Source organism: Sedimentibacter acidaminivorans (assembly GCF_017873955.1).
Lineage (GTDB): Bacteria > Bacillota > Clostridia > Tissierellales > Sedimentibacteraceae > Sedimentibacter > Sedimentibacter acidaminivorans.
In genome coordinates, this window is record NZ_JAGGKS010000001.1 from 155468 (window position 1) to 181437 (window position 25970).

A 25970-nucleotide genomic window follows, 5' to 3' on the forward strand; every position below is an offset into this window, starting at 1 on the left:
ACGAAATAAGTTAAGTACCTGGTACTGTTGCCTTACAAATAATAATCGCCAACTATTCTAATTGTCGCTCTACCACCAAATAAAACACAGTTATTTTGGAATAATAGTTTTACTTCATTATATATTCTGTCAATTCCGCCTTGTTCAATTGATATGCTATCCCCATTCCACATATTATTTTTTAGCAAATAGTATCCAAAAGCACTGTTTCCAGAACCTGTTGCTGGATCTTCTAAATATCCAAACTTAGGTGCAAATACCCTTGTGTGCATGTAGTACCCATTATTGTCAGTTTCAGATGAATAGATAAGAACAATGTCAATTTCATTATCTTGGCAAAATTTTTTAAGTTCCTTCTCATTTGGGAAAATATTAACTTCATCTTTCAAAGTTCTAATTGGAACTATCAAAGTTGACAACCCTGCATTTATTAAATCAATCGGCTTTTCAATATTAATGCTGCTTACCGAAATTCCTAATTGATCTGCTATAATTTCACTAGTCAACTTTGTTCCTTTATAAACCGGCTTAGGGGCAGTAATATAAACTGCATTATCCTTTTCTATTTCATTAAAAACACATAAGTTTCCTTTCTTGTTTGTTTCAATAATTATTTCTTTTTTCGATTTTAGCTGAGCATTGGAATTTATAAGTTCATACATGCAAGCAATTGTTCCATGACCACAAAAATCAACTTCACACTCCGATGAATAATACGTCAATTTAAAATCCGCTGTATCACTTTTACCACAATACACCATTTCCGAAACAAAACCCTTATGCTGTTTAGCAATATAGAGCATTTCTCCTTCTGTCAGTGTTTCATTATCTTCAAAAAAAACACAAGCAGCAGGATTACCCATTGATTTTTCCGAAGTAAATGCATCAATCTTTTTATAACTATACCGTTTCATATAGCTGGCTCCACTTATACCTCTTCCCATTTAAATGTCCTCCAATAGAATGATTTTATTCCTTTATTTTACATTATATATGCTTTTTTTCATAAAGCAACAAAAAAGAGAATCTACATAAGAAGTAGTTCTCTCTCTTCAAAAAATTCTATTAAATTCACTAATAAGTTAATAAGTTAAGTACCTGGTTCGTAATAAGTTGCAAATTTAGCAGTTGCTTTCACATCTGACCACCTTATATTTTTTGTAGATTTTAAACTGATTTCTTTTAATGTATCATAAACATTATATACTATTATTTTTCGTCTATGGTTACTTAATTTTCCAGTAACAAATAACTCAGCTTCTCTGTCATCTGACATAAAAATATTAATATTCATATACCAAGCCATTAAAGTCGATCGGATTTCTCCAAGACTTTCTTTGTCATGTCTATATTCGTAAATATTTCTATCAAATTCTTTAAAGTTAAAATCTTTGTATGCGCGTTTAAATTTATCTTCATAGTCATTTATATTATTTTCATCAATAAAATTCGAATAATTATATATTTTAATTTCGTTTTTTTCTACTAATTCTATTGCTGTTCTATTATCCATTAATTCTTCAGTATATACATAACTATGCATTACAGGACTCACATTCATTTCATCCATAATTCGTAAAAACAATTCCCCTGATGGACACTTTTCTGTAAACTTTTTAAAATAATCAGTATCGATAACAACTTCTCTTTTGATTTCTTCCATCATATACCTCGTCCGAAAACGACATCATCACTAGAAGATTCTTCAACTTGTTTAATATCAAATTCTTTTCTAATATTATTAATTTTTGTTTCATTAAAAACTCTCTTTTTTTCTGCTTTAATTAGATATTCGTTTAAGTTGTCCATACTGCAAAGTTTATTGACTATTCCAAGACGAGTATATTGTTCTGCTTTTATTATTTCTTTTAAGAGTTCACTATCCTTAAATATTAAAATATCATCATTATACTTATCACTAAGTCTATTTAATTCATTAAATCTTAACACCACTGATTTATATGGAACAAAAAAATAGTTCATCAGATAAGCAATAAGTTTAATCATCTCTACATTTTTCATTTTAGGTCCAGAATAATTCATTAGCTTTAATTTAATTTCTATTGCTTCTTCAAATAATTTCTTTGGCATTAATAATTCTGCTGCAAATTTATTAACAGCTTCTTCATCATCAAAATATTCCTGAGGAAATTTAGCCTGTAGTCTTTCATCAACTTTCCAAATGTGACCTAATTCATGTGCTGCGCTAAATGCCTGTCGTTCTCTAGTATTATTTGTGTTAATAAATACGAATTGCTCCATTCTACCATTAACAGGTTTTTCTATATGACATCCATCACAACCATCATTTTCTTCACCATCTAAAGGATAGTATAAAACAGTACATTCAGATGCTTGCAAAATAGAAAATACATCATCACGTATTATTTCATTTTTAATATTATTTTCAGTTTTTATTACCTGTACTATTTCCTCAATGCCTTTTATTAGAATCTCATTTAAAGCCATAATTTACCTCACAAAATAATAAAAATGCCTAAATTATACTAATGTATAATTTTAGGCAAACTAATATACTAATTTTCTAACGCTTCTTTCATATCACAATACATATCAAATATATCTAATATCTTATCTTTATTCTCGGGTCTTTTAAATTGTCCCATGCAATGCATGAATCCTACGCCTTTATAAACTTCATTTCCTTGGTCAGTAAATAAATAATCAGTAGATACATCAAAATATTTAGCAATGTCATTTACATCTTCTTTTGTTGCATAAAGTCTGGCATCACAGAGTTTTTGAGCTTCAAAAAAAGAGTATCCTAAAGCATTTGCAAACGTATCTTTTGTGATACTTTTTTGATTAAGTAACAAGTTAATATTGTTACCTAAAACTCTTACGGTTTCCATATTAATTCCTCCTTGTGCGAGTAGCGCATAGCGTTGTACCGCACGATACATATCTTATCAATACTTTCTTTTTTTATATTATACTTTTATTTTTGCCATTTGACAAGTAAAAATACATTATTCATATGATTTTTTTAACTTATTTATTATTTAAAAAAATAATACACCTAATCAGAAAATCCTAATGCACTTAATCTTATAAAATATAAAAGTCAATCATTAAATTACTTTCTAATATATATTATATTCTCATTTCTGAGTTTAATTACTATTATATCTTCCGAATATTAATATCATCTTTAGTTTCCTTTATTATAAAAAAATATATCTCTAAATAATATTAACTAACTTAACTCCACCAATTTTATTCAAGTTATTATATTTATATAATACCCAAATGCTACTAATAATAATCAAGACATAAAATTATATTTAATATTATTCGACTTAAACTTCGCACATAAACAAAGCAATACTAACCTTGAAAATTCAATATTTAATCTATCCGTATTAGCTCCTATGACATATGGACCGCAACTAGCACTGTCTTTCAAAGCTTAAATAAATTAATAAGTTAAGAATAAGTTAAGTACCTGGTATTGTTAATATCCGGATTCATTTTAGCTTAATTCAAGCTTCCCACAGCATTTCTTATATTTTTTTCCGCTACCACAAGGGCAAGGATCATTTCTTCCTATTTTTTTAATCTTTCCACCAGGAATACTCACAAGATTCGGTTTACTTCCACTACTAGCATCACCCTCAGAAAACGGGCTCAAATTAGACATGTCCATTATTTCAAATATCTCTTTAGGTGTAAACCCATTGTTTTCCCAAATCCTTATATTATTAGCCATATCCATGATTAATTGTATCGTTTCATTTACTTGATTTCCATCCTTGAATGAAATGTCTCGTTCATTAAACAAACCAAATATCGCCCCTAGTGAAAAGTCTTGATGGCAGCAATTATGTATATCCTCAACAAGACTTTCAGCTTCTTCTTTATCACCATTAAGGATATTATTAGTTACATACTTTAGTAAGTTCTTATACTCTTTATTAATTTCAATGTAATTATCGTCTATATAATTGAAAAGCTCTTCTTGATCTGGAATATAAAAAGGTTTACCCTTACGCTGCCTTAGCTGCTCATAAAAATTATCGAATTCCATAATTAATTCATGAACGAAATAATCACTATGAATTTTAACAAAGTTATCATTAAAATCTCCTAAATATTTTTTTATATGGTAATTAATAATCTCTTCATCAATAATTTCTTCATTTTGCATGTTGTAAATCTCTATAACCTTATTTTTATGTACCAACCCATACAGATGAGTGAGAGATATTATATAGTCTATAACTTTATATATTGGTCCATCATATGTAAATATATTTTTATCTGTAAAAGTTTCCAGATCTTTATACATCTCTTCACATGGTAATATATATTCTTTAAGGCTATTTTTAAATGCTAATCGACTTAATTTTACACCCAAGGAACTTTTATAAATTGATTCACCTTCTAGCAAATCATCAAAACGAGGTAATATGATACATGCATTGTTAAGTTTTGAAATCATTGATCTACTACTCGTTTTTGAATACAATATTTCCTGCGAATTATTTATATATTTGTCTATAACTTCTTCATTAATACATTCCTCTTTAAAAGTTGCACGAATAGCATTAAATATATGTTCATTTAAATTTTTAAAATCTTTTAATTTTAACCCGTAAAGAACAATAATATAATTATTTTTATCATTCATAAGAACAACAGCTTTTCTCCGATTCACTGTTATTAAATTAGCATGCCAAGAAAAAAGTAGTTCGTGCTCTACTTGTATTTCAGGCTTGATATTCAATTGTTCAAGTAATTTCTTTGTGCATTTTATCAGCATATAATTTACCTCTTATTTAAATTAATTATTTGATATTTTTAGTATAATTAAATAGTTTTATTCAAATTCATATATTTATGTCTATAATTGCTAAAGGAACTATTAATTGAATTCAACAAGGTTGCTTTCATTCATAAATACCCCACCCATTCGAATATTTTTCGTTAAATAATTTATCATATAGCTATTATACTATAATTTAAATATATTTAAACCAAAATTTATTATTTAATAAGTTAAGTACCTGGTTCTGGTTTCGCTATTTCCTATATATAATTTACTAAAAGTATTTATTAAATTCATACTCTACAACTTGTGGAATAAATAAGCTTTTATTTTTTAATTCTTTTATTAATATTTGAAAATCTTCCATATTTAAAAACAACAAATCATTTTTTGGGTAATCAAAATCTATTTTATAAACTAAAAAATAATCATTATCTATTAGTTCTCCATATCTATCTAGTAGAAATATAACCTCATGGTTATAATTATATGGAATGAATATTTCAAAATCAGCTGAAATCAATATATTTTTGCTATTCCAATAATTAGGGCATTCTTTTTTTATGTAATACCATGCTTCCGATGTAAGTCTTACATAATAAGTTAAGTACCTGGTTCGGATTAAAAACTCAAACTCATTACGTAGCAAAGTCTTATTCTATTGTTATCAGATTGCTAGGGGTATTGGAAAAACATTAGCCTATGCAAGAACAGGAATTTACGAATGGCAAAATATACGCCATGAAGAGAAAAATCTGCAATTTAAAATGAAATTAATATGTTAAATATATAAAACTAAATAGCTACACTTTTGGCAGGTTTATTTAGTGAACTGTTTTTTAGATATTTGTTGATATGAAAATTTTTATTCAGCTATTAATTGTAAAATTTCTTGAATTATCGTAAAAGCGTCGCTTCGCGATGCAAAATACGAAAACTCAAGCCATTACACTATTGCATTTTTTATTTTAAAGGAATATAATTGATATGAATAGTTAAGCTTTTAATATAAATAAGGAGGAAACAAATATGCCTGATTTTGGACAACCATTTTCCGGACTAAAGAAAGATCATAAAATAAGTGACCAGGAGCTAATTCGATCAATAAGATTTATGATTGCGGCAGAATACGAAGCTATTCAGCTTTATATGCAATTAGCTGAATCGACTGACAACAAGCTGGCAATCGAGGTATTAAAGGATATCGCTGATGAAGAAAGAGTTCATGCCGGAGAGTTTTTAAGACTGCTTAAGGAACTTGATCCTGATGAAGAAAAGTTCTATGCTGAAGGTGCCGAAGAAGTAGAAGAAGAAATAGAGAAACTTAAGAAATAAGTAAAATTTAATAAGGCACCCTATGGTGAATTTCATAGAGTGCCTTGCTTTTTTTCATTATGCTTTCACAGCCACAGTCACGCTGAACTTGAACTTCCTGAAGCACAGCTAGGTTTATATTTTTATTTTTTGAGATCTACATTAATTTCTTCCCCAAAATATACTGTAGTAACAGATGGTTCTGTCTTACTAATTACTCTTCCACCTCTTATGGAGTAGCAAACAGGAACTTGGCGTCTTATAGCGTCGTATCCACTTTCGGCTGGTAAAATTATAAGATTACATGGCTTACCTACTTCTATACCATACTTATCTTGTATGTTTAGAGTTTTTGCTGAATTAGTAGTTATAAATTTAATAGATTCATTTATCTCATTATAACCCATAATTTGGCATACGTGCAATCCAAAATGTAACACTTGAAGCATGTTACCTGTTCCAAGCGGATACCATGGATCAAAAATGTCATCATGCCCAAAACACACATTAATATTAACATCTTTTAATTCCTTTACCCTAGTAACTCCCCTACGTTTTGGATATGTATCAAATCTTCCTTGTAGATGTGTATTAACAATAGGATTGGACACAAAGTTTATATCAGACATTTTTAAGAGTCTAAACAGTTTATACGTATATGCATTATTATAGGAATGCATTGCTGTAGTATGACTAGCTGTAACTTTGTTTTTCATTCCTGTTTCTAATGCTCTTGTAGCTACAGTTTCTAGAAATCTTGATTGTTCATCGTCAATTTCATCACAATGAACATCTATTAGCACATTAAATAAGTTAAGTACCTGGTTCGGATTATGTTTTGACACACTACCTGTCACGGGTGTCCGGGTGTCCATTTCCCAGCCGCACCAGAGGTTTCCCTATCACGGGGGTCTCACCAATGCACTATTTACGCAGACAACGTAGCATTATTATTTATATTTCCTTAATTTTATACCAATCTAATGGGAACCCCATTTCTTCAAGAATTTCTGTAGTACTTATTGTTTTAAGCTTTCCTGATAATTTATCTATTTCAAATTTGACTAAATCCGCAAATTTACTAAACGAGTCTTCTTTGAGAATAAGTTTGCAGATTATAACAATAGAAAACAAATCATTTTTTCCATATATAGGATTATTAGCTTTATCTTTTGGAATATTTAATTTATAATGAATTGAATTTGTTTTTATCATATTTGGTTTAGTATCATTTTTTAAAGCTTTAAGATTATAGAAACGTTCATCATGTGCACAGGCATTTCTATAAATAGTAAGCACAAATAAAATCTTTGTCATTTCATCAGGTCTTAATATAAACTTTCTACCTATATCATTCTGGTCTTTATCTATTAAATAACTATAGAAAACACTAATTGTACCCAATGTAAGAGAATTAACCAATACCCACAAAGGAACATATCCATAAGTTAGCATGTTATGGGAAATCATCGGATTATTCTTAAAAAGTTGTCTGGAAATATCTTGTTGAATATTTGCAATAAGACTTGATACTTCGCCTATCTTTTGGGTTGCCGTCTTCTTCTCCCAATTTTTAACACTAATATCAAAATTAAATATTTTTAAATAATTATCATGTCCATACTTTTCGGAAAAATCATGTGATATGACTGCTTTAATATTGTTTTCTATTTCTAATATGTATTTAATAAATATATTCTTCAACTCACGATCAAATAAATAAAGATTGTACAACTCATAAAAATCAGTACCTTCTTTATATTTCTCGTCAGCACCTATATAAGTTTCATCTATAAATAGTTTTTTATATCCATTAATTACGTTATAATAATTTTCCATTTCAAGAATATCTTTAACCCCAGGATCTGATACATTCAGCCCTCTAGAGTCTAATTTTTTATTTGATCTTCAATTGTTGAAAATAACTTATCCATATTATCTCCCAAAATAAAAACCCCGGGCCCGTAGGTCACCGGAGTATGATCATTATTATTATATGTCTCATCTACGCTTATTATACATTAATTATAATACCAATTTATTATTTTGTCAAATAATTTTAAATAATTTTTTTTCTTTTTCCAAGCAAAACCAGAGCATCCACTTTGAAAAATAAGTTAATAAGTTAAGTAAGTTAAAAGTTAAGTACCTGGTTCGTATGTTTATATTTTTATTTTTTGAAATCTACATTAATTTCTTCCCCAAAATATACTGTAGTAACAGATGGTTCTGTCTTACTAATTACTCTTCCACCTCTTATGGAGTAGCAAACAGGAACTTGGCGTCTTATAGCGTCGTATCCACTTTCGGCTGGTAAAATTATAAGATTACCTGGCTTACCTACTTCTATACCATACTTATCTTGTATGTTTAGAGTTTTTGCTGAATTAGTAGTTATAAATTTAATAGCTTCATTTATCTCATTATAACCCATAACTTGGCATACGTGCAATCCAAAATGTAACACTTGAAGCATGTTACCTGTTCCAAGGGGATACCATGGATCAAAAATGTCATCATGCCCAAAACACACATTAATATTAGCATCTTTTAATTCCTTTACCCTAGTAACTCCCCTACGTTTTGGATATGTATCAAACCTTCCTTGTAAATGTGTATTAACAATAGGATTGGACACAAAGTTTATATCAGACATTTTTAAGAGTCTAAACAGTTTATACGTATATGCATTGTTATAGGAATGCATTGCTGTAGTATGACTAGCTGTAACTTTGTTTTTCATTCCTGTTTCTAATGCTCTTGTAGCTACAGTTTCTAGAAATCTTGATTGTTCATCGTCAATTTCATCACAATGAACATCTATTAGCACATTATATTTTTTTGCAAGTTCAAAGATTTTATTAATTGATTCTACTCCATATTCTCTGGTAAATTCAAAATGTGGTATTGCTCCAATTACATCTGCCCCTAAAATTAAAGCCTCTTCTAAAATTTCCAAACCCCTTGGATATGATAAAATTCCCTCTTGAGGGAAAGCTACTATTTGTAAATCTACATATTCCTTCATTTCTTCTTTAACTTCAAGCATAGCCTTCAGTGCTAACAATGATTCGTCAGTTGTATCAATGTGAGTTCTAATATATTGTATACCATTAGCTATTTGCCAACTTATTGCCTTTTTAGCTCTTTTTTTTACATCTTCTTTAGTTAATAAAGCTTTTCTTTCAGACCATCGTTGTATTCCTTCAAACAAAGTTCCACTTTCATTCCAACTTGGTTCCCCCGCTGTAAGAGTTGTATCTAAATGAACATGAGGTTCTACAAAAGGTGGAAGAGCCAAATTTCCTTTCCCATCCAGAATTTCCTCATTGTTATATGCTTCTAAATTCTTTTTTATTTCTTTAAATAAACCATTTTCAATTCTTATATCAACTATTTCATTTTCATCTGTAAGTTTAACATTTTTTATTAACATATATTCACCTCTTATTAATATCATTTGGATTGTACCAAGTTTAAATTTATTTTAAATACAATCTTAATTTTTTATGAAATCCATACTTTTTTTAATAATTAAATATTAAGCCGACTTCTTAACAAACTCTATATCTTCTTCTAATTTATCTTTAATAGTTTTTTCTAATATAGCATGTGTTAATCCTGTTATTATTAATGAATTTAGTGAGGGAATTCCTATATTTAAATATTTCCCCGCTAATATTCCTAGCACGCACGCTATTATAGCTTTGTAATTTATCACTTTTAAATTGGCTTCTTTAAAATTTTCATATTTTCTATTTTTCACAAAGAAATAATCAGCTATTATTACTCCCCCAACAGCTGGAATCATTGAGCCTAACAAGCTTAAGAAACTTACAAAGTTATTATATAACCATAAAGCACCTAAAGTACCTAACACCCCATTAAAGATTACCACCTTGTTTTTTTGGACCTTCGTTATATTTGAGATTCCAAGTCCTGATGTGTATATAGCATTATCATTAGTTGTCCATATGTTCAACCCTAATGCTAGTATTGCCGGTATTATTAGTCCTTGTGATATCATAACATCTGATATATCTGAATATCCCGTAACCATTGACCCTATTGCTCCAAATAAGAACATTAGTGAATTACCTATAAAAAAAGCTATTACTGTTGTTGTTACAGCAATCTTTTTATTTTTTGCAAATCTTACGAAATCTGGAGTTGTACTTCCTCCACTTATAAAAGATCCCACACACAAAGTTACTGCTGTTGATAATGCCATTTTACCTTCTGGTACTATATTTATCAGTTGAGAAACACCACCTATTGAATCTACAGCTTTGAATACTGATGTACATCCTAATACTGCAATAGCTGGTACTGCTATTGCACTTAATATAGTTAAAGATTTCATTCCAAAGTATGCTGTTGAAGTCATTAGTAATCCTGATACTGCCACTAGTACATATATATTTATTCCTGTTATTTTGCTAACTGGTATTGAAAACATAGCAACCCCAACTCCAAACCATCCTATTTGAGTAATACTTGTTAGGAAAGATGGTAAATACGAACCCTTTTCTCCAAAAGAATATTTTGCTAACAAATGGATGGAAAGCCCTGTATCCGCCCCTATATATGCAAGTGCTCCTGTATAAATTGCTAAAATTAAATTTCCTACAAATATTGCTAAAGCAAATTCCTTTAATGATAGTGCTGCCCCCAATGTTCCGCCTGTAAGCATACTAGCCGAAAAAAATGTAAAACCTAGCATAACTACAAACATTGAAACAAATCCCTTTTTGTCTTTTTGTGCTACAGATTCAAACGAATAATCTTTGTCTACATGTTGTTTTTTACTCATGATTTTTCTCCTTTTTTTAAGGAGAATCAGTACAACCTTTTATTAAAAGTTTATTTTGACTAATAAAAAAAACCTTTTATACTTCTATAAAAGGTCGCAAATATAACTATATCAATCATAAACTCTACGACCTTATTAGTCTCTCCGGACTAATCTTAAAGGTACTAATTCTCTTTTCACAAAATAATATCATGATTTAAATTTTAAGTCAACAAATAATTTTCTGTTTCTATAGAATACTATAGAATATAGAATCCTATAGTATTCCTCCGAAACTACAATAAGTTAAAAGTTAAGTAACTGGTACCACTTAGTTTATCTAGATACTCATTGCTGCTTGGAAAGCTTCATGAACTGCATCAGACACCTTTCTAGCTGCCACTGCATCTCCTATAGGTATAACCCATAGCCCTTTTGATCTTAATTCACTTATAAATTCTGGTCCATAAAGAGGAACTCGTCCAATTGCTGACACAATGGAATCTGCCTTTGTGATAATCTTTCTTCCCATATTATCTACAGTTAGTACACTATCTTCATAAATCTCTACAATAGGTGTGTGTGTATTAACCTTTATTTTATATTGTTCAAAAAGTCCTGTTGGTCTTAAAAGTGCGATACCTCCTACACTCATGGCTGGATCTAGAGCTTCAAATACAGTAACTTTTTTCCCTTGCCTTGCCAAATGATATGCTGTTTCCTCACCTACCATTCCACATCCGATTACTATTACATTTTCTCCTGTTTCAACCTTACCATTTAATACATCATCTGCTTGAACGCAGTACTCTGCACCTATGAACGGAATTGGTGTTTCCTTTGATCCAGTTGCCATAATAACTGCATCTGGAGCAAAATCTGTTATAAATGCATCATCTACTGTAGTGTTCAACTTTTGTTCTACGCCAAGTCTATTTATTTCATTCTTATAATAATTAACAAGTCTTGTGAATCGATATTTAAAGATTGGTTTTGCTGCAATATTTACGGTTCCGCCTAATCGGTCTTGTTTTTCCACAATGGTAACATTATGTCCACGAATTGCACAAGTTTTTGCTGCCTCCATACCTGCAATTCCACCGCCAATAACTAATACCTTTTTGCTTTTTTGTGCAGATGGAATTTCTGATTCATTTAAATACTTCCATTCTTTTCCGCTAAGTGGATTTACAGAGCATCTCATTTCTGCATCATAAACTATACGCTGTCCACATTCTACACATTTCACGCAAGGGCGAATTTCGTCTCGTCTTCCTGTTTCTATTTTACGAATCCAATCAGATTCTGCTATTAGCTCTCTACCTATAAAAAGCATATCAACTTTTCCTGTTTGGAGAATCTTTTCAGCTTCTTCAGGTGTCTCTACACCACCACCAGTCATAACTGGAACTGAAACAACATTCTTTATTTGTTCTGCATAGTGAACAAACAAACCTTCTATATCTTCTAAAACATAAGCTGAAGGCACATATAAATGTATAACATCATCACTTCCTCCTGTCACATTAAAAGCATCTACACCAGCTTGTTCTAATCTTATTGCAGTTTCTTTTGCATCTTCAATGTTAATTCCAGGTTTTAAATATGTGTCTCCTAATGTTTCATCCGCACATAATCTAAAGATAACAGGGAAATTTGCTCCACATGTTTTCTTTATTTCTTTAACGATTTCTACTGCGAAAAGATTACGATCTATTCCATAATTGTCTATACGATGATTTGTAATAGGTGATAAAAACTGCATTATTAAATATCCATGTGTTCCGTGAACTTCTACTGCATCAAATCCAGCCATCTTTGCACGTCGAGCGGCTTGAGCAAAATCTTGTACATACTGTAATACTTCTTTTGTTGTTAGAGCTCTTGGTGTTAATTCTGTAGATATAGGTTTACCATCAATACGTCCTATTTCACTTGGTCCTACTGATTGCTCTACCCACGCTTGAATTCCAGCATGAATTAGTTGAAGAACTGCTACAGATCCATTGTCTTTAATTGCATTTGCAATTCTTGAAAGTCCAGGAATGTATTTGTCATTGCTTACATTTATTGAACATGGTATTTGAAGACCATTTTCATTTACATAAGCACCTTCAATGGTTATCATTCCAGTGCCACCCCTAGCTCTCGCTGCATAGTATTGCATAAGTTGGTCAGTAACTTGACCGTCACTACCTGCGTAAAGAGTAGTCATTGGTGCCATGTTTATCCTATTTCGAACAGTTAAATTTCCAATCTTAATTGGTTCTAATACTTTTGAATAAATGTTGTTCATTATAATCCTCCTATTATTTCAAATATTTAATTAAGCAGCGATAAACACTGTTAATTTTTATTCTTAGCAAACCTTTGCTCTAAATGTGACATTATGATATAATGTTTATAAGGAGTACTTGTTCCTTTAATTTATTATATAATAGATAACAAATTATTAAAATTTACAATTTTAATAATTTGTCAATGTTTGTTACATTTATGTCAAAGTGTATTCTAAGGAGGTATTTATGATAGAAAGAAAAACAATAAAAGAACTTTTGGCTGAATCTATTAAAGAACTAATGAATGAAATTACGCTTCAGAAAATTACTGTTCAAATGATTGTAGAAAATTGCAATTTGACAAGACAGACCTTTTATTACCATTTCAAAGATAAATTTGATTTAGTCAACTGGATTTTTAGAACATCTATAGATTGTATCGCAGAGTCTAGTTCTCCGAATCTCCCATGGAGTAGTGTACTTGGTGATATGTTGTTTGTTATGAAAAAAGATCAAAATTTCTATGTGAATGCTATGAACTGTGAAGGACAGAACTCATTTCATCAATATATAACAGAATATACGCGTATTGCCTATGCAAGAGAATTAACAAAACGTTTAAATTCTCATAGTTTGAGCGAGGAAATAGTCTTTTCAATTGAATTTAATAGCTATGGTGCAGTGGGAATGATATATAATTGGATAAAAAACAACATGTCAAGTGACCCTTACAAACTTGCAGCGCGAATAGCAAACAATATGCCGCAATGCATTAAAATATATTTTTCATGCGAAACTCAACAGTAATCAACCTTATACCAAAATACAAATATTTATTCTCTGTTTTGCATTATAATACATACACCTTTACTTAAATTTCTAAGTAATAAGTTAAGTACCTGGTTCGTAAGTTAGTACCGCCAATAAAAAAATAATCCCCATTCAAGAAAGGATTATTTTTTTAGCAATTTTGATATTTGACACTAAAGCCTCTAATTGGATTATAGAAGATAAACCGTTACTTGATTTATCAAAATAAGCATTAGCTGCAGGATGATAATATTCACCTTTGTTTTCTGCATTCTTACCTGCAGAAATTGCCCCCTCTAAGAGCGTTAAATCATTCAATCTTCGCTCTTGAGGAATTGGGTTTAATATTAGATTGCATCCCAATGGAATATTGTCTAAATCATTATTAGAAATTTCTTTATCTAATTTACTAGGCTCAAGCACACATATATATCCATTGCAAACTCCTGTGTTAAAGCCATAAGTGAGAACTCTATTTTCATGAAGCCAGTTTAAAGTTCCCGGTATATCAAGCATATCTTTAGGCGATGTTGCAACCAAAGTGATGCCCATCTCTGAAAGTGCTGGCAGGTCATAAGACAGCTGTTCAGATTTAATATCACCTATTCCACCAATACCTGCAGTTACAACTACAGGACAATTAATTTTCCTGGCAACAGCCATTGTACCTGAAGCAGTCAAAAATGCATTTTTACCCTTGTACTCATTTTTTAAAACTGCCATTCCATCAAGGCGTTCCCAATTCTTGCTTTGCTTTCTGGCAGGAATAAACTCGGATATATTTCCAATTATAATTTCACCATTTTCTACCCATGCAAGCGTAACATCTTCTGGCCAAAGGGAAATTATTAAATCATCTTCTATAGATTTTAACCCATGTCCTAGTAAAGCTGTCTCTACCAAATAATTAATTATTCTATTCCCATCCATTAAATTCATTTACATTATCCTTATTAACTATAGCTAGTGGACAATAAACTGGCTCTGTTATATCTTGACCCTGAGATATTTTTAAAGCTAATAACAAACCTGCTTTTGTGTAAACAGATGGTGAATAAGTGATAGATCCGTCAAGTTTACCAGCACTAATTGATTCTTGAGCTTCTCCTGTAAAATCTACTCCATATACTACTACTTGGTCATTTAACCCGGCTACTTCTAGAGCTTCTACAGCTGCAAGAGCCATAACATCATTACAAGCAAAAATACCCTTAAGATCAGGATGTGCCTGAATAAGACCTGTTGTTATCTCATATGCTTTATTACGATCCCAATCTCCAGGCTGTATACTCACAAGTTCTATACCTTCAGTATTTTCAAATACTTCTTTCGCACCATTCGTACGCCCTTCGCTCTGTCCTGCTCCTGCAAGTCCCTGAATTATAGCTACCTTGCCACCATCAGTTATATAATTTAGCATATCTTCAGCAACCATTTTTCCTTGATTCATAAAGTCAACAGTAATAATACCGTCTAGATGTCCATCTTGTTCTTCAAGTGCCTTTTTATTAACTCCAGGTCCTAAGTTTATAACCGGAATATTAGCCTGATTAGCTCTAATTATACCTGGGATTAAGTTATTTCCATCGATTGGTGATAAAATTATTGAATCATAATCTTTAACTGCCATACCATCTAAAGTTTCTAATTGGGAAACAGTATCTCCCTCTGTAGGTGCTGATAACACTTCTACAGTTATTCCTAAATTTTCTGCAGCTTTTTCATATTTATCCTTCATATTAACCCAGAATGGATTTGTTAAAGAAATAATAAGAACGCCTACATTTTCTCCTTTGCCTATCTCTGGCATCGGGTCTAATTGATTCATTAGAATTGTTTCCATTTCTTTGATTTTCGGATTCATCTCTTCCGAGTCAGCAGCAGTCTCTGTTTCTTTCTTCTCAGTATTTTCCGCTGCATCTGATTTTACCGTATTATCTGCACAACCAACAAATAAACTCATTACCATAATAACAACTAACAACATTAATACAATCTTTTTGCCCTTCATTTTTATCCTCCAAATTTTTTATTATTTATTAATTTATCTGCAACTGTCTTCTTTGCCTTATTTCAGAAATAGATACAGATAATAATATTATAAACCCGATAAAAAGCTGTTGATAATAAGAAGAAATACTCATGATAGTCAACCCATTTCTCACCACCGATAGAAGTATACAAGCAATTACAGTTCCGCTGAGACTTGCCCTACCGCCATTCATGGATGTACCTCCAAGAATAACAGCGGCTATTATATTTGTTTCAAGCATAAATCCTGCATTTGGCTCTGCTGCATTCAATCTAGATGTCAAAATAAGTCCTACAATTCCAGCACATATTCCAGAAAATACATATATACTAGATTTATAAAATTTTATATTTACTCCTACTCTTCTTAAAGCTTCCTCATTTCCCCCGATAGACAAAGTATATTGTCCATATTTAGTATACTTAAAAAGCAGAAAAGCTAAAATCACCATCAGCGTAGCAATTACTATTGGTGGGTTTATTTCACCTAAATTACCCTTGCCAAAAAAAGTAAACCCTGATGGGAATCCATAAATTGGCTGACCTTTTGTTATTACTAAACTAATTCCTCTATATAGCGACATGCTTCCTATTGTTACTACAAAGGAAGCTATTTTAAATTCTGAAATTAAAAACCCATTAAATGCGCCCAAAACTCCTCCAAGCAAAACACCCATCATTGCAGCAACTATTATTGGAACACCAGCATTCAACATCAGTCCAATTGCTATTCCACTTAACGCTACAACACTTCCTATCGACAAATCTATTCCACCACTGGAAATAACAAAAGTCATTCCTATAGCAAGTATAAGCTGCAAGGATGTATTATCCAAAATATTTCTTATGTTATTCCAAGTAAAGAAAAAAGGAGATTTACTTGTTAAAAAAGCAACTAACAAAATTAAAACAAAAAAAAGAAATGCCTGAGCAAAAGACCTATCCACACCTTCATCGTTCCTTACAAACCTATTTATTATTTTCACAGAATTCACCTTTCATTCTTTAATAAATCTCACTAATTCCAGCTTTTAATTCCGTAAGTGTGATGTCAGACTTAACAGCGTCCTTAATAATCTCTCCATTTCTCATCACAAAAATTCTGTCGGCAATATCAAATACTTGATTTAAATCATGGCTAATCATCAAGACAGTAAATCCTTTTGAGGGCAATGATTTAATCAGTTTATTAGCAGCTATAGACTCTTTTAATCCCATCGCTGCTGTTGGTTCATCAAAAATTATCAATTTTTTCCCTTGAAAAATACTTCTTGCTATTGCAACAGATTGTCTTTGACCTCCTGACAAATAGCCAACTGGAGTCCTGAGATATGGGATATCTATTTCAAGTTTTTCAAGAAGTTTCTCTGTTTGTTTTTGCATCTCATTATAATTAAGAATAAAACCAAACTTTGTAACTTCTTTACCAAGAAAAATATTTCCAACAGCATCTTTGTAATTATCTAAAGACAAATCTTGATAAACTGTCGAAATACCATTTTCATTTGCTATTTTAGGAGTCAGATGTTTATATGCTTTTCCGTTTATATGTATTGTGCCATTATTCGGTTTCAGACTTCCAGACAAAACTTTGATAAGTGTGCTTTTGCCCGAACCATTGTCCCCAACTAAAGATGTAATTTTATTTCTTTCCAATTTAAGAGATACATTTTTTAATGCTTCCAGTTTACCAAAGCTTTTCGAAATATTTTCAAGATAAACAAATTCATCACTTGTGCAAACCATACTCATACAACTCACTCTCTAAAATGTTAATAGTATTACGCTGTCATTATAACATAGCGTTTATCTTTGTACCAATTACTTATATTTATACATTAAAATTTATTATAATTTTTTTTCATAGTTAACAGGATTATTAAAAACGGGTAATAGAACACACCTCGTATTCATCACCCTGTCTGATAGGCACCGCCAAATACACGCTACCTTTCAAAGCTACAATATGTTAATAAGTTAAGTAAGTTAAGTACCTGGTTCATAAGTTTAACATAAGTTTTAAGTTATAACGGTAACTATCTATTCTATTCTACATAAAATAAATCATCATAAAAAGTTGGGAGGTTAATATGAATTTTAGCGATTACAAACGGAGTTATTTAACCAATTGTTTTAGTTATGGATCAGGATTCAATAATTCTAATCCAGAATATATTAAGGCTATTGCATATATTACAGGTGGACCTTTAGCGCGTGATATCAAAGGTGCAGTATTATTTGAAGATGTTCCTGGAGGAACACAGGTTTCTGTTGAAGTCTCTGGATTACCATTGTATCAACCAGCAACTGGAACAAATCCTTCAATAGGACCATTTGGATTCCATTTGCATGAAAATGGGACCTGCGAAGTAGGTAATAGCGAAGAACCATTCACAGCTTCAGGAGGACACTGGAATCCAACAAATCAGCCTCATGGTAACCATGCAGGTGATTTTCCTGTTTTGTTCTCAAATAATGGTTATGCAAGAATGTCATTTTTTACAGACAAATTCAAAATTGATCAAATAATAGATAAAGCAGTAATAATACATGAAAATCCGGATGATTTCAGAACGCAACCATCTGGGGATTCAGGTAAAAGATTGGCCTGCGGTATTGTTCAAGGGATGAAGTAAACATTTAACTTGTACAAACAAACATCCCACTTTACTTATTAGGCTAAGTGGGATGTAGGATTTACTGTAACAACCACAAATGCTGATGCTTTTCCACCTATCCTACAAAGATTCTGGATATTCGAATGATTCTTCTTTGTATAAAATCATCAGAACTATTTGCAATTTATAGTCATAATTTTACATATTAGTAAACTAAATACATTGACAAACAAATACAAGAGAGTTATTATATGAGCGGTTTAGAAAAACCATATAAAATCTATAAAATATATTTTGTATCTTAAACATAGATGCCAAGTGTTGAACACCCACTTCAAAAAAACTCATGAAGGGGGTGTTTTATTTTTTTGTTTTAAATAATATATGTAAAATATTTAGGTATCAACGGAGGAAGTCTATATGACATTTGATTTATTAAGAAACTACAAAAAAGATAAACAATTTTACCGCAATTTATTTTTAATTACTATACCAATAATCATGCAAAATCTAATAACTACATCCCTTAACATGCTCGATACTATGATGATAGGTAAAGTTGGAGAAATAGAACTTGCATCCGTAGGTATAGCAAACCAATTTTACTTTCTATTTACCCTTTTCGCTTTTGGAGCAGCAGGAGGTGGTGGGGTATTAATTGCACAACTTTGGGGTAAGGGTGACAAAGATAACATAAATAAAATTTTATGTAAATCTCTTATTCTTGGCTTTTTAATGTCAATTACTTTTACTATTATTGGATTATTTATTCCAGACCAAATAATATCTATTTTCAACAAAGAAGCACAAGTTGTTATCATAGGTAGCTCATATCTTAAAATCACTGTGATAAGTTATGTATTTACTGGAATTACTTTTGTATTTTCTTCAGCATTAAGAAGTGTTGGAGAAACTAAACTTCCTATGTTTGCAAGTCTTTTCGGTCTTATAGTAAATGCATTATTAAACTATATGCTTATATTCGGAAACTTTGGAATGCCAAGGCTAGAAACAACAGGAGCTGCAATTGCTACTCTTATCGCTAGAATTTTCGAATGTGCAATTATCGTAATTGTAGTACGTTTGAAACACGACGTATTGAATATTAACTTTAAAGATTTTTCAGGGCTTCCAGCTGGACTCAAAAAAACATTATCAAGAGTAACAATACCAATCGTTATAAATGAAGCCGGGTGGGGTTTTGGAAATGTAACATATATGGCCATATATGCTAATATTTCAGCGCGTGCTGCTGCTTCAATGCAAATATGTTCAACTATAATGAATCTTTTTATGATTATTGCTTTTGGTCTATCTTATGCATCCCTTGTCATCATAGGAAATGAAATTGGAGCATCTAGAGAAGATATCGCAATTGAATCATCTAAAAAAATAGTTGTTCTTTCTTTTTGGACTGGATTATTTTTAGGAGGAGGATTATTATTTGCAGCGAAACCTATAGTTTCATTCTTCAATGTCTCAGCCGAAGTAAAGACAGCATCAACTTATGTTCTTTATATATTTTCTGTTTGCATGCCTCTAAGAGTCGTAAATATGGTTATGATAGTAGGAATACTCCGCGGTGGCGGTGATGCAACATATGCATCAGTACTTGAAGGTGTTTCACTTTGGGTCGTAGGTATCCCTCTTGTATTTATTGCTGCATCCGTTTTAGGGATGCCTGTATATGTCGCTTTCGCATTCACTACAGCTGATGAACTTACAAAAATAATATTTTTAGTAAAAAGATTTAAATCTGGTAAATGGATTCAAAACATGGTTAATGACACCATAAAGTAGAATACCAACAATAACTCAATTCAATTGTGCCTGTCATAACTCAAGTTGATGGTAACAGGCACGGGTTTCATTCGCTCAAAAGATGATCAATGCACAAAAAAAAGCAATCATAAATTAAAATATGAATGCTTTTTTTGCCAGTGAATTATCATATAATTTAATTTTATAATAAGCATTATATGAAATTACTATTTCAATAACCTTATAAATTTGCCATGTAATTTAAGCACTATTATATAAATTACCTGATCATTCTTCTATGTTAATTGCATTTGTTGGACAGGAATCATCTGCCTCTCTAGCATTTTCTTCAACTTCCAATGGAACCGGATCTGCAATAACTGTTGATATTTGATCCTCATCCATCTCAAACACCTCAGGACATATATTAGCGCAAAGTTCACATCCAATACATGCCTGTCTATCAACTGATGCTTTCATAATTTTTACCTCCTATGTTTAGATTAATATGTTTATACTAGTATACCTATATTATACAAAATAAATCTTTATTTACTAACAATTATCACCTTTTTTATTGTTTATTCCAAGCAAAGCCAGAACATCTACTTTGAAAAATTACAAATTGCTGCTTTTCTTTAAAAGGCATACAAATTACAAATGAACACTTTTTTCTTATGCCCCACAAATTAATAAGTTAAGTACCTAGTATTGTTAATCAATTACTTGAATAGTTTGAGTTTCATTATCGTATTCAACTGATAATCCTAAGTTTTCTGCAATAAAACGCAGTGGAACCATAGTTCTGTTATTCATTACCTCTGCTGAAACATCAATTGCCGCTTCATCTTCGCCTACCTAAACTTTGTTTTCAGCAAGGTTAAAAGTAATAACTTTATCATCTTTAGTAATAGTTACTATTTTTTCTTCTGTATTATAGTCAACAGTTGCACCCATTGCTTCCGAAATAGCTCTAACAGGTATTAATGTTCTTCCTTCTTTAATAACAGGAGGTGTATCAAACTTTAAATTTCCTCTGCCGACTAAAATATTTTCAACTGGAACAACTTCAACATTTTCCACACTGCTTAAGCTTTCAGATACTGTTTTTAACAGTTCTAATTCTTCTACAGTATACTTTTCCTTCATAACTTGTTGCATTTGAAGAATCTTTTCCTTCATTTGTGCTTTATAATCACCTTGTTCTGTTTTCAAAACTTCAAGTTGTTCTTTTAAACTTGTTATTGAAGCCTCATCGCCACTTATTTCTGCTGCTTCTAACAGCAATTCTAAATTGTCCTTTTCAACTTCAATTCCGTCTTTTAAAGCCTCGATAGCATCTTTTTCTTGTTCAATCAGTTTCTTCGCTTCTTTCCAAGGTTTTTCTTTTGCTCCCTTACTACCCTTTTCTTTCAACAAATCTTCAGCTTCTTCTTCCGTATCATCACTTTCAATGTCTGTTTCCTCTTCAATATCTGTTTCTGTTTCTTCTTCAACATCTGTTTCTGTTTCTTCTTCAACATCTGTTTCCGTTTCTTGTTCAACATTTGTTTCTGTTTCTTGTTCAACATTTGTTTCCGTTTCTTGTTCAACATTTGTTTCAGTATCTGCTTCTTCTGCAAAAACTGTAGCTGGAGAAGCTAATGCTAATAGAACTGCCAACATTAATGCTAATACTTTATTACTTTTCATTTTGAATCTCCTTCTTATTATGTATCCAACAGGACTAAATATAGACTAAAAAAGCTCTGATTGGGTCACCAAACAGAGCTAATACATTTTTAATTGTATTTGCAATTAAGGTAACCCGGCTACCTTGGTTGTTAACCTTAAGGCCCGTGGCTTTGCGTCCTCGGCTTTCACCGAGTTTGCCTTTATCAATCATGCTAATTTATTCTATAAACAAATTATATTACTATTTGCAAACATTGTCAATCTAATGTTATACTTTATCATAATTTCTCTAAAGAACCTGTACCGATGTCTTATAATTAAAAAACTTTCATAATTTTTCAATACATTTTCATAAAATATGCTATATAGTAATAGATAGTTTTTTCAATATAATAAAAAAACGAATAAATATAAATTTCAAAATTAATTTCTACTGATGAAAAGTCATTGAAAACCCATAAAATGTCTTTTAATTTCAAAAAAACAGTTTGAAAACAAATAAAAGTATTTAAATTCCAATAGTAATCAACCTTTTACCAAAATTACAAATATTTATTCTTTATTATGCATTATAATCCACGATTCTTTACTTGAATTCTTTAATGTTTAATCGACTTCAAATATAGTAATTCTTTACAGACTGATAGGTACGCCAAATAAATAAGTTAAGTAAGTTAAGTACCTGGTACCAATAAGTTAAGTACCTGGTACCGAAGCTTTTTTCCCAGGTACCAATGCCTTTTCAAAACTATGTTATTATCCCATACTTAGGCAATAATTCATTTTTAACATAAAATTTATGTAAAGTTAATGCATCGTGGAAATACTTCCAATCAGATATTTGGAACTTTTCTTTTTTATCATATATATGTAAATCTTTGTTTTTAACTTCTACTGCTTCATAAAACCACTCTCTATCGTTATATTCAATATTTGATTTAAATCCAAAAAAACCTTCAGAAATCCTTCGTTGCCAAATTATTTCTCTTTGTTCTAAAGATTCTCTAATTGAAAAAATCTCAATAAATTTATCTTCTATCTCATTCCATTTTGCCGGTTCTTTTTCAAATATAACAGGAGTATGCTCTTTAACTTGATTAGCTAAGAATGAAAAAATATGAAAAGCAGCATCAATAAATCTATCCAAATTATTGATTTTGTAATGTTCTTCTGCATTACATTTACTATATTCCCACCTTAAATAAGGCTCATCAGGGTAAGTATAAACCTGTCCATGACCTAATGGTGGAATTAATTTAGATGTACCTAATACAACTTCATTTATGAAAGTTTTTTCTGTGTTTAAAAGGTCTAAATAATCAATTTTATTACCATCTCTGTTTAATCCATGAAAATCCTGGTGGGACCAAGTATCTGCATATACATGGAGCGTAACCCCTAATCTTTGAAGACCATAAGGTTTGTCCAAAGTTCTCAGTGTATCATTTAACAATTCATTTGCTGTCACACTATTTTCTCTACATAATAACATTTCATAAAATTCTTGCCCTTCTACTCCTGAAAGGAAATGAAATGGTAAAAAGATATCATAACAAGTCTTATTATCGAAGACTCTTGGGTCAATAAATTTATGAGCCGACATTTGCTGTTGAAATCTTCCGCCACTCACAAATTCCAATTCATGATTGTATTTTGCATCATCCGTATGCTGAGATGCATAAGAAATTTTTTTACTGTATTCATGTTTTATCCCTGATAACATACACAGAGTGTATATTGTATAAAAATGAAAATCTAATTGCATAAGGTAACCTCCTTGTGGTTTTGCTCTATTTCTATTTTTTACAGAAGTATCTTTATAAGCGACAGTTCCTTTAACAAGCAGGCACCGAATAATTTAAGTACCTGATACCGCTAAATTTTTTGTTTTTATATTTTATATACAATCTTTCCGCCTACCATAGTTAACGTAGGCAAGATATCTCTTATTTCCATTGAATCAACAGAGAAAATATCTCTATCTAATATAACCATATCAGCATAATATCCTACTTTAATTCTACCTTTTTTATCTTCCATAAATTCCGCATAGGCACTGCCTGCAGTATAAGCATCTACTGCATCGTAAACATCCACACATTCATTTGGATAAAAACCATTCTCATGCATTCCTTTTGAATCCTTTCGTGTTACTGCACTGTATATATTTGGAAATGGGTTGCAAGATTCTACAGGACAATCAGTTCCATAAGAAATATGTCCACCAAGATTATTAAGAGTTTTAAATGCATATGATGTAGATGAAATTTCTTTACCACATCTATCTTCAACAACATGCATATCGTAATCAAGAAAAATAGGTTGAAACATAGTTAATATATCTAATTTTGCAATTCTCTCGAGCAAAGGCATGTCTGTAATCTGACAATGTACCAATGCATGTCTCAATAAATTTTTCCCATCAACAAATGCCTTTTCATAGCAATTAATAGTCTGCTCTATTGCTGCATCTCCTATTACGTGGGTTACAACTTGCATCCCGGCATCACGTGCAAGTTCACAATATTTCTCCATTTCCTCATTAGTAGTCCACTCTATTCCATAATTTCCTTTGTCATCAGCATATTCTGTTCTCATCAATGCAGTTCTTGCACCTAAACTTCCGTCTTTAAATAACTTTAATGGACCAAGAGTAAGCCATGAGTCCTCTGGATTATCACCATTTGCAAATTCGCCATTTTCTATATAATTCTTGAATTCATCCAAATTGTTAAAACAAACTTGATGTCTATAGCGAAGAAGAGCTTTTTTTTCATCATATAATTTATGGAACATTTCAAAATACGATTCTATATCAAGTACTGAAGTTCCAATATCATTGCTTTGTATACTAGTGAGTCCATGAGATACTGCGTACTCCATGCTCTCTATTAGCATCTCTTCTCTTTGTTCTATCGTAAAGTCTGGAATTATCTTTTTTACATAGTTACAGGCATTTTCAGTAAAAATCCCATTAGGATATCCATCTTCCCCTATTACAAAAGTTCCACCATCCCACTGTGGAGAGTTTCCATCAATCCCTAGCATTTCTATTGCTTTCGTATTGGTAGCTAGTATATGACCGCATACACGCTCCAAAACGATAGGAATATCTATAGAAATCTTGTCTAAATCAAATCTATTAGGATATCGCTTTTCATCAACAAATAAATCTTGATTCCAACCGATAGCATGGATACCATTTTTCACATTTTCAGGATTCTGTATCATAAAATCTTTAGATCTCATAATCAAATCATCAATTGATGTACAACTATCAATGCTAACTTGTGCATTTGTGTCTCCAAGCATAAGTAAATGCATATGAGAGTCATTAAGTCCTGGTATCACAGTTCTTCCTTCGCAGTCAATCATTTCACAATCCTCCCCTGCTGTACTTAACAAATCTTCGTTACTCCCAACCATTGTAATAATTCCATTTTCTACAGCTACTGCTTCTGCAAAATGGTCTCTTTCTAAATATATTTTACCATTATATATTATAGTTTTCATAGCTACCTCCATTTTAATACAAACGATTATACTCTCTCTGACTTAAGCTAGAAAAAATATTTATTCTCCAGTACTCCAAATATCTAAATAGACTCATCTAATTTAAACTGTACAGTTAATGAAATTCAAGCTGTATAATTTATAAAAAACGAGCAATTCGGTTAAGATGCTCGTTCAAGGTGTCAGTTTATTAAGTTATTTGAAATTTCTAATTTCAGTAATTACCTCATTATTAAACAATATCACTACTTTTAATTTAATATATTACTAGAATTATAACATACTTCTTTATTTTTTTAAACAACTTTCTTGCTTGAGTTTTCGTATTTTATCCACAGGTAGTCAGAATAGTGATATATTAATGAACAGATTTAAAAAAATGCTCAAAA

At 31.0% G+C, this 25970-nt stretch carries 21 protein-coding genes, 2 pseudogenes and 1 riboswitch; of the genes and pseudogenes, 4 read left to right on the forward strand and 19 right to left on the reverse strand.

The features are described from left to right. Window positions 1-32 precede the first annotated feature (32 nt). From J2Z76_RS00750 to J2Z76_RS00775, 6 genes are all read right to left on the reverse strand, one after another. A complete protein-coding gene (locus tag J2Z76_RS00750) occupies window positions 33-944 on the reverse strand; it encodes a PhzF family phenazine biosynthesis protein (RefSeq protein WP_245210254.1) in 912 nt (303 codons plus the stop codon). Window positions 945-1090: 146 nt separating this feature from the next. After that, the gene (locus J2Z76_RS00755) at window positions 1091-1663 is read right to left on the reverse strand and encodes a hypothetical protein (RefSeq protein ID WP_209510071.1); all 573 of its coding nucleotides are present in this window, start codon (window positions 1661-1663) and stop codon (window positions 1091-1093) included. Next, window positions 1663-2469, reverse strand: a complete 807-nt coding sequence (locus J2Z76_RS00760) for an ImmA/IrrE family metallo-endopeptidase (protein WP_209510072.1) — start codon at window positions 2467-2469, stop codon at window positions 1663-1665. Before J2Z76_RS00760 ends, J2Z76_RS00755 begins: the two co-directional genes overlap by 1 nt. A 68-nt stretch (window positions 2470-2537) precedes the next feature. Continuing rightward, complete coding sequence (locus tag J2Z76_RS00765; RefSeq protein WP_209510073.1) at window positions 2538-2873, reverse strand: XRE family transcriptional regulator; 336 nt, start codon at window positions 2871-2873, stop codon at window positions 2538-2540. Window positions 2874-3493: 620 nt separating this feature from the next. Beyond that, window positions 3494-4783, reverse strand: a complete 1290-nt coding sequence (locus tag J2Z76_RS16525; RefSeq protein ID WP_245210255.1) for a YecA family protein — start codon at window positions 4781-4783, stop codon at window positions 3494-3496. A gap of 280 nt (window positions 4784-5063) precedes the next feature. After that, complete coding sequence (locus J2Z76_RS00775; protein WP_209510074.1) at window positions 5064-5438, reverse strand: hypothetical protein; 375 nt, start codon at window positions 5436-5438, stop codon at window positions 5064-5066. Window positions 5439-5818: 380 nt separating this feature from the next. Here J2Z76_RS00775 and J2Z76_RS00780 point away from each other — a divergent pair, with 380 nt between their 5' ends. Next, the gene (locus tag J2Z76_RS00780) at window positions 5819-6124 is read left to right on the forward strand and encodes a ferritin family protein (RefSeq protein WP_209510075.1); all 306 of its coding nucleotides are present in this window, start codon (window positions 5819-5821) and stop codon (window positions 6122-6124) included. Window positions 6125-6246: 122 nt separating this feature from the next. Here the strand turns inward: J2Z76_RS00780 and J2Z76_RS00785 are convergent. From J2Z76_RS00785 to J2Z76_RS00805, 5 genes and pseudogenes are all read right to left on the reverse strand, one after another. Next, window positions 6247-6912 (reverse strand): annotated as a pseudogene (locus tag J2Z76_RS00785) (amidohydrolase family protein); the annotation flags it as partial. A 145-nt stretch (window positions 6913-7057) separates the two neighbouring features. Beyond that, window positions 7058-7942 carry an Abi family protein gene (locus J2Z76_RS00790; RefSeq protein ID WP_209510076.1) on the reverse strand — a complete coding sequence of 295 codons (885 nt, stop codon included), beginning with the start codon at window positions 7940-7942 and terminating at the stop codon, window positions 7058-7060. Window positions 7943-8273: 331 nt separating this feature from the next. Then, the gene (locus J2Z76_RS00795; protein ID WP_209510077.1) at window positions 8274-9539 is read right to left on the reverse strand and encodes a cytosine deaminase; all 1266 of its coding nucleotides are present in this window, start codon (window positions 9537-9539) and stop codon (window positions 8274-8276) included. 105 nt (window positions 9540-9644) lie between these two features. After that, the gene (codB, locus tag J2Z76_RS00800; RefSeq protein WP_209510078.1) at window positions 9645-10916 is read right to left on the reverse strand and encodes a cytosine permease; all 1272 of its coding nucleotides are present in this window, start codon (window positions 10914-10916) and stop codon (window positions 9645-9647) included. Window positions 10917-11235: 319 nt separating this feature from the next. Continuing rightward, window positions 11236-13191 carry an oxidoreductase gene (locus J2Z76_RS00805; protein ID WP_209510079.1) on the reverse strand — a complete coding sequence of 652 codons (1956 nt, stop codon included), beginning with the start codon at window positions 13189-13191 and terminating at the stop codon, window positions 11236-11238. Between the two features lie 229 nt (window positions 13192-13420). Between J2Z76_RS00805 and J2Z76_RS00810 the strand changes: the two genes are divergently transcribed. Further along, complete coding sequence (locus J2Z76_RS00810; protein ID WP_209510080.1) at window positions 13421-13981, forward strand: TetR/AcrR family transcriptional regulator C-terminal domain-containing protein; 561 nt, start codon at window positions 13421-13423, stop codon at window positions 13979-13981. A gap of 135 nt (window positions 13982-14116) precedes the next feature. On the opposite strand, the gene J2Z76_RS00815 is transcribed toward J2Z76_RS00810, so the two are convergent. The 4 genes from J2Z76_RS00815 to J2Z76_RS00830 are packed head-to-tail and all read right to left on the reverse strand — an operon-like array spanning window position 14117 to window position 17767. Then, window positions 14117-14923, reverse strand: coding sequence for a pseudouridine-5'-phosphate glycosidase (locus tag J2Z76_RS00815; RefSeq protein WP_209510081.1), 807 nt, complete (start codon window positions 14921-14923; stop codon window positions 14117-14119). Next, window positions 14901-15995, reverse strand: a complete 1095-nt coding sequence (locus tag J2Z76_RS00820) for a sugar ABC transporter substrate-binding protein (RefSeq protein WP_209510082.1) — start codon at window positions 15993-15995, stop codon at window positions 14901-14903. The genes J2Z76_RS00815 and J2Z76_RS00820 overlap by 23 nt, the downstream gene beginning before the upstream one ends. Window positions 15996-16023: 28 nt before the next feature. Continuing rightward, complete coding sequence (locus tag J2Z76_RS00825; protein WP_209510083.1) at window positions 16024-17001, reverse strand: ABC transporter permease; 978 nt, start codon at window positions 16999-17001, stop codon at window positions 16024-16026. Window positions 17002-17020: 19 nt separating this feature from the next. Then, window positions 17021-17767 (reverse strand): ATP-binding cassette domain-containing protein, encoded by a 747-nt coding sequence (locus J2Z76_RS00830; protein WP_209510084.1) that lies wholly within the window; start codon window positions 17765-17767, stop codon window positions 17021-17023. Window positions 17768-18105: 338 nt separating this feature from the next. On the opposite strand from J2Z76_RS00830, the gene J2Z76_RS00835 reads away from it, so the two are divergent. Both J2Z76_RS00835 and J2Z76_RS00840 read left to right on the forward strand, forming a co-directional pair. Next, window positions 18106-18651 carry a superoxide dismutase family protein gene (locus tag J2Z76_RS00835; protein ID WP_209510085.1) on the forward strand — a complete coding sequence of 182 codons (546 nt, stop codon included), beginning with the start codon at window positions 18106-18108 and terminating at the stop codon, window positions 18649-18651. Window positions 18652-19053: 402 nt separating this feature from the next. Next, window positions 19054-20433: an MATE family efflux transporter gene (locus J2Z76_RS00840; RefSeq protein ID WP_209510086.1), complete on the forward strand. Its 1380-nt coding sequence runs from the start codon at window positions 19054-19056 to the stop codon at window positions 20431-20433. A gap of 249 nt (window positions 20434-20682) precedes the next feature. Here J2Z76_RS00840 and J2Z76_RS00845 read toward each other — a convergent pair whose 3' ends face one another. The 4 genes and pseudogenes from J2Z76_RS00845 to J2Z76_RS00865 all read right to left on the reverse strand — a co-directional run bounded on the left by J2Z76_RS00845 (window position 20683) and on the right by J2Z76_RS00865 (window position 25581). Then, the gene (locus J2Z76_RS00845; RefSeq protein WP_209510087.1) at window positions 20683-20874 is read right to left on the reverse strand and encodes a ferredoxin; all 192 of its coding nucleotides are present in this window, start codon (window positions 20872-20874) and stop codon (window positions 20683-20685) included. Window positions 20875-21108: 234 nt separating this feature from the next. Continuing rightward, window positions 21109-22086 (reverse strand): annotated as a pseudogene (locus J2Z76_RS16935) (copper amine oxidase N-terminal domain-containing protein). Window positions 22087-22192: 106 nt separating this feature from the next. Next, window positions 22193-22277, reverse strand: a riboswitch (cyclic di-GMP riboswitch). 539 nt (window positions 22278-22816) lie between these two features. Continuing rightward, window positions 22817-23833: a DUF6765 family protein gene (locus J2Z76_RS00860; RefSeq protein ID WP_209510090.1), complete on the reverse strand. Its 1017-nt coding sequence runs from the start codon at window positions 23831-23833 to the stop codon at window positions 22817-22819. A 125-nt stretch (window positions 23834-23958) separates the two neighbouring features. Beyond that, entirely contained in the window at window positions 23959-25581 is a 1623-nt protein-coding gene (locus J2Z76_RS00865; protein WP_209510091.1) for an amidohydrolase, read from the reverse strand. Between the last annotated feature and the right edge of the window lie 389 nt (window positions 25582-25970).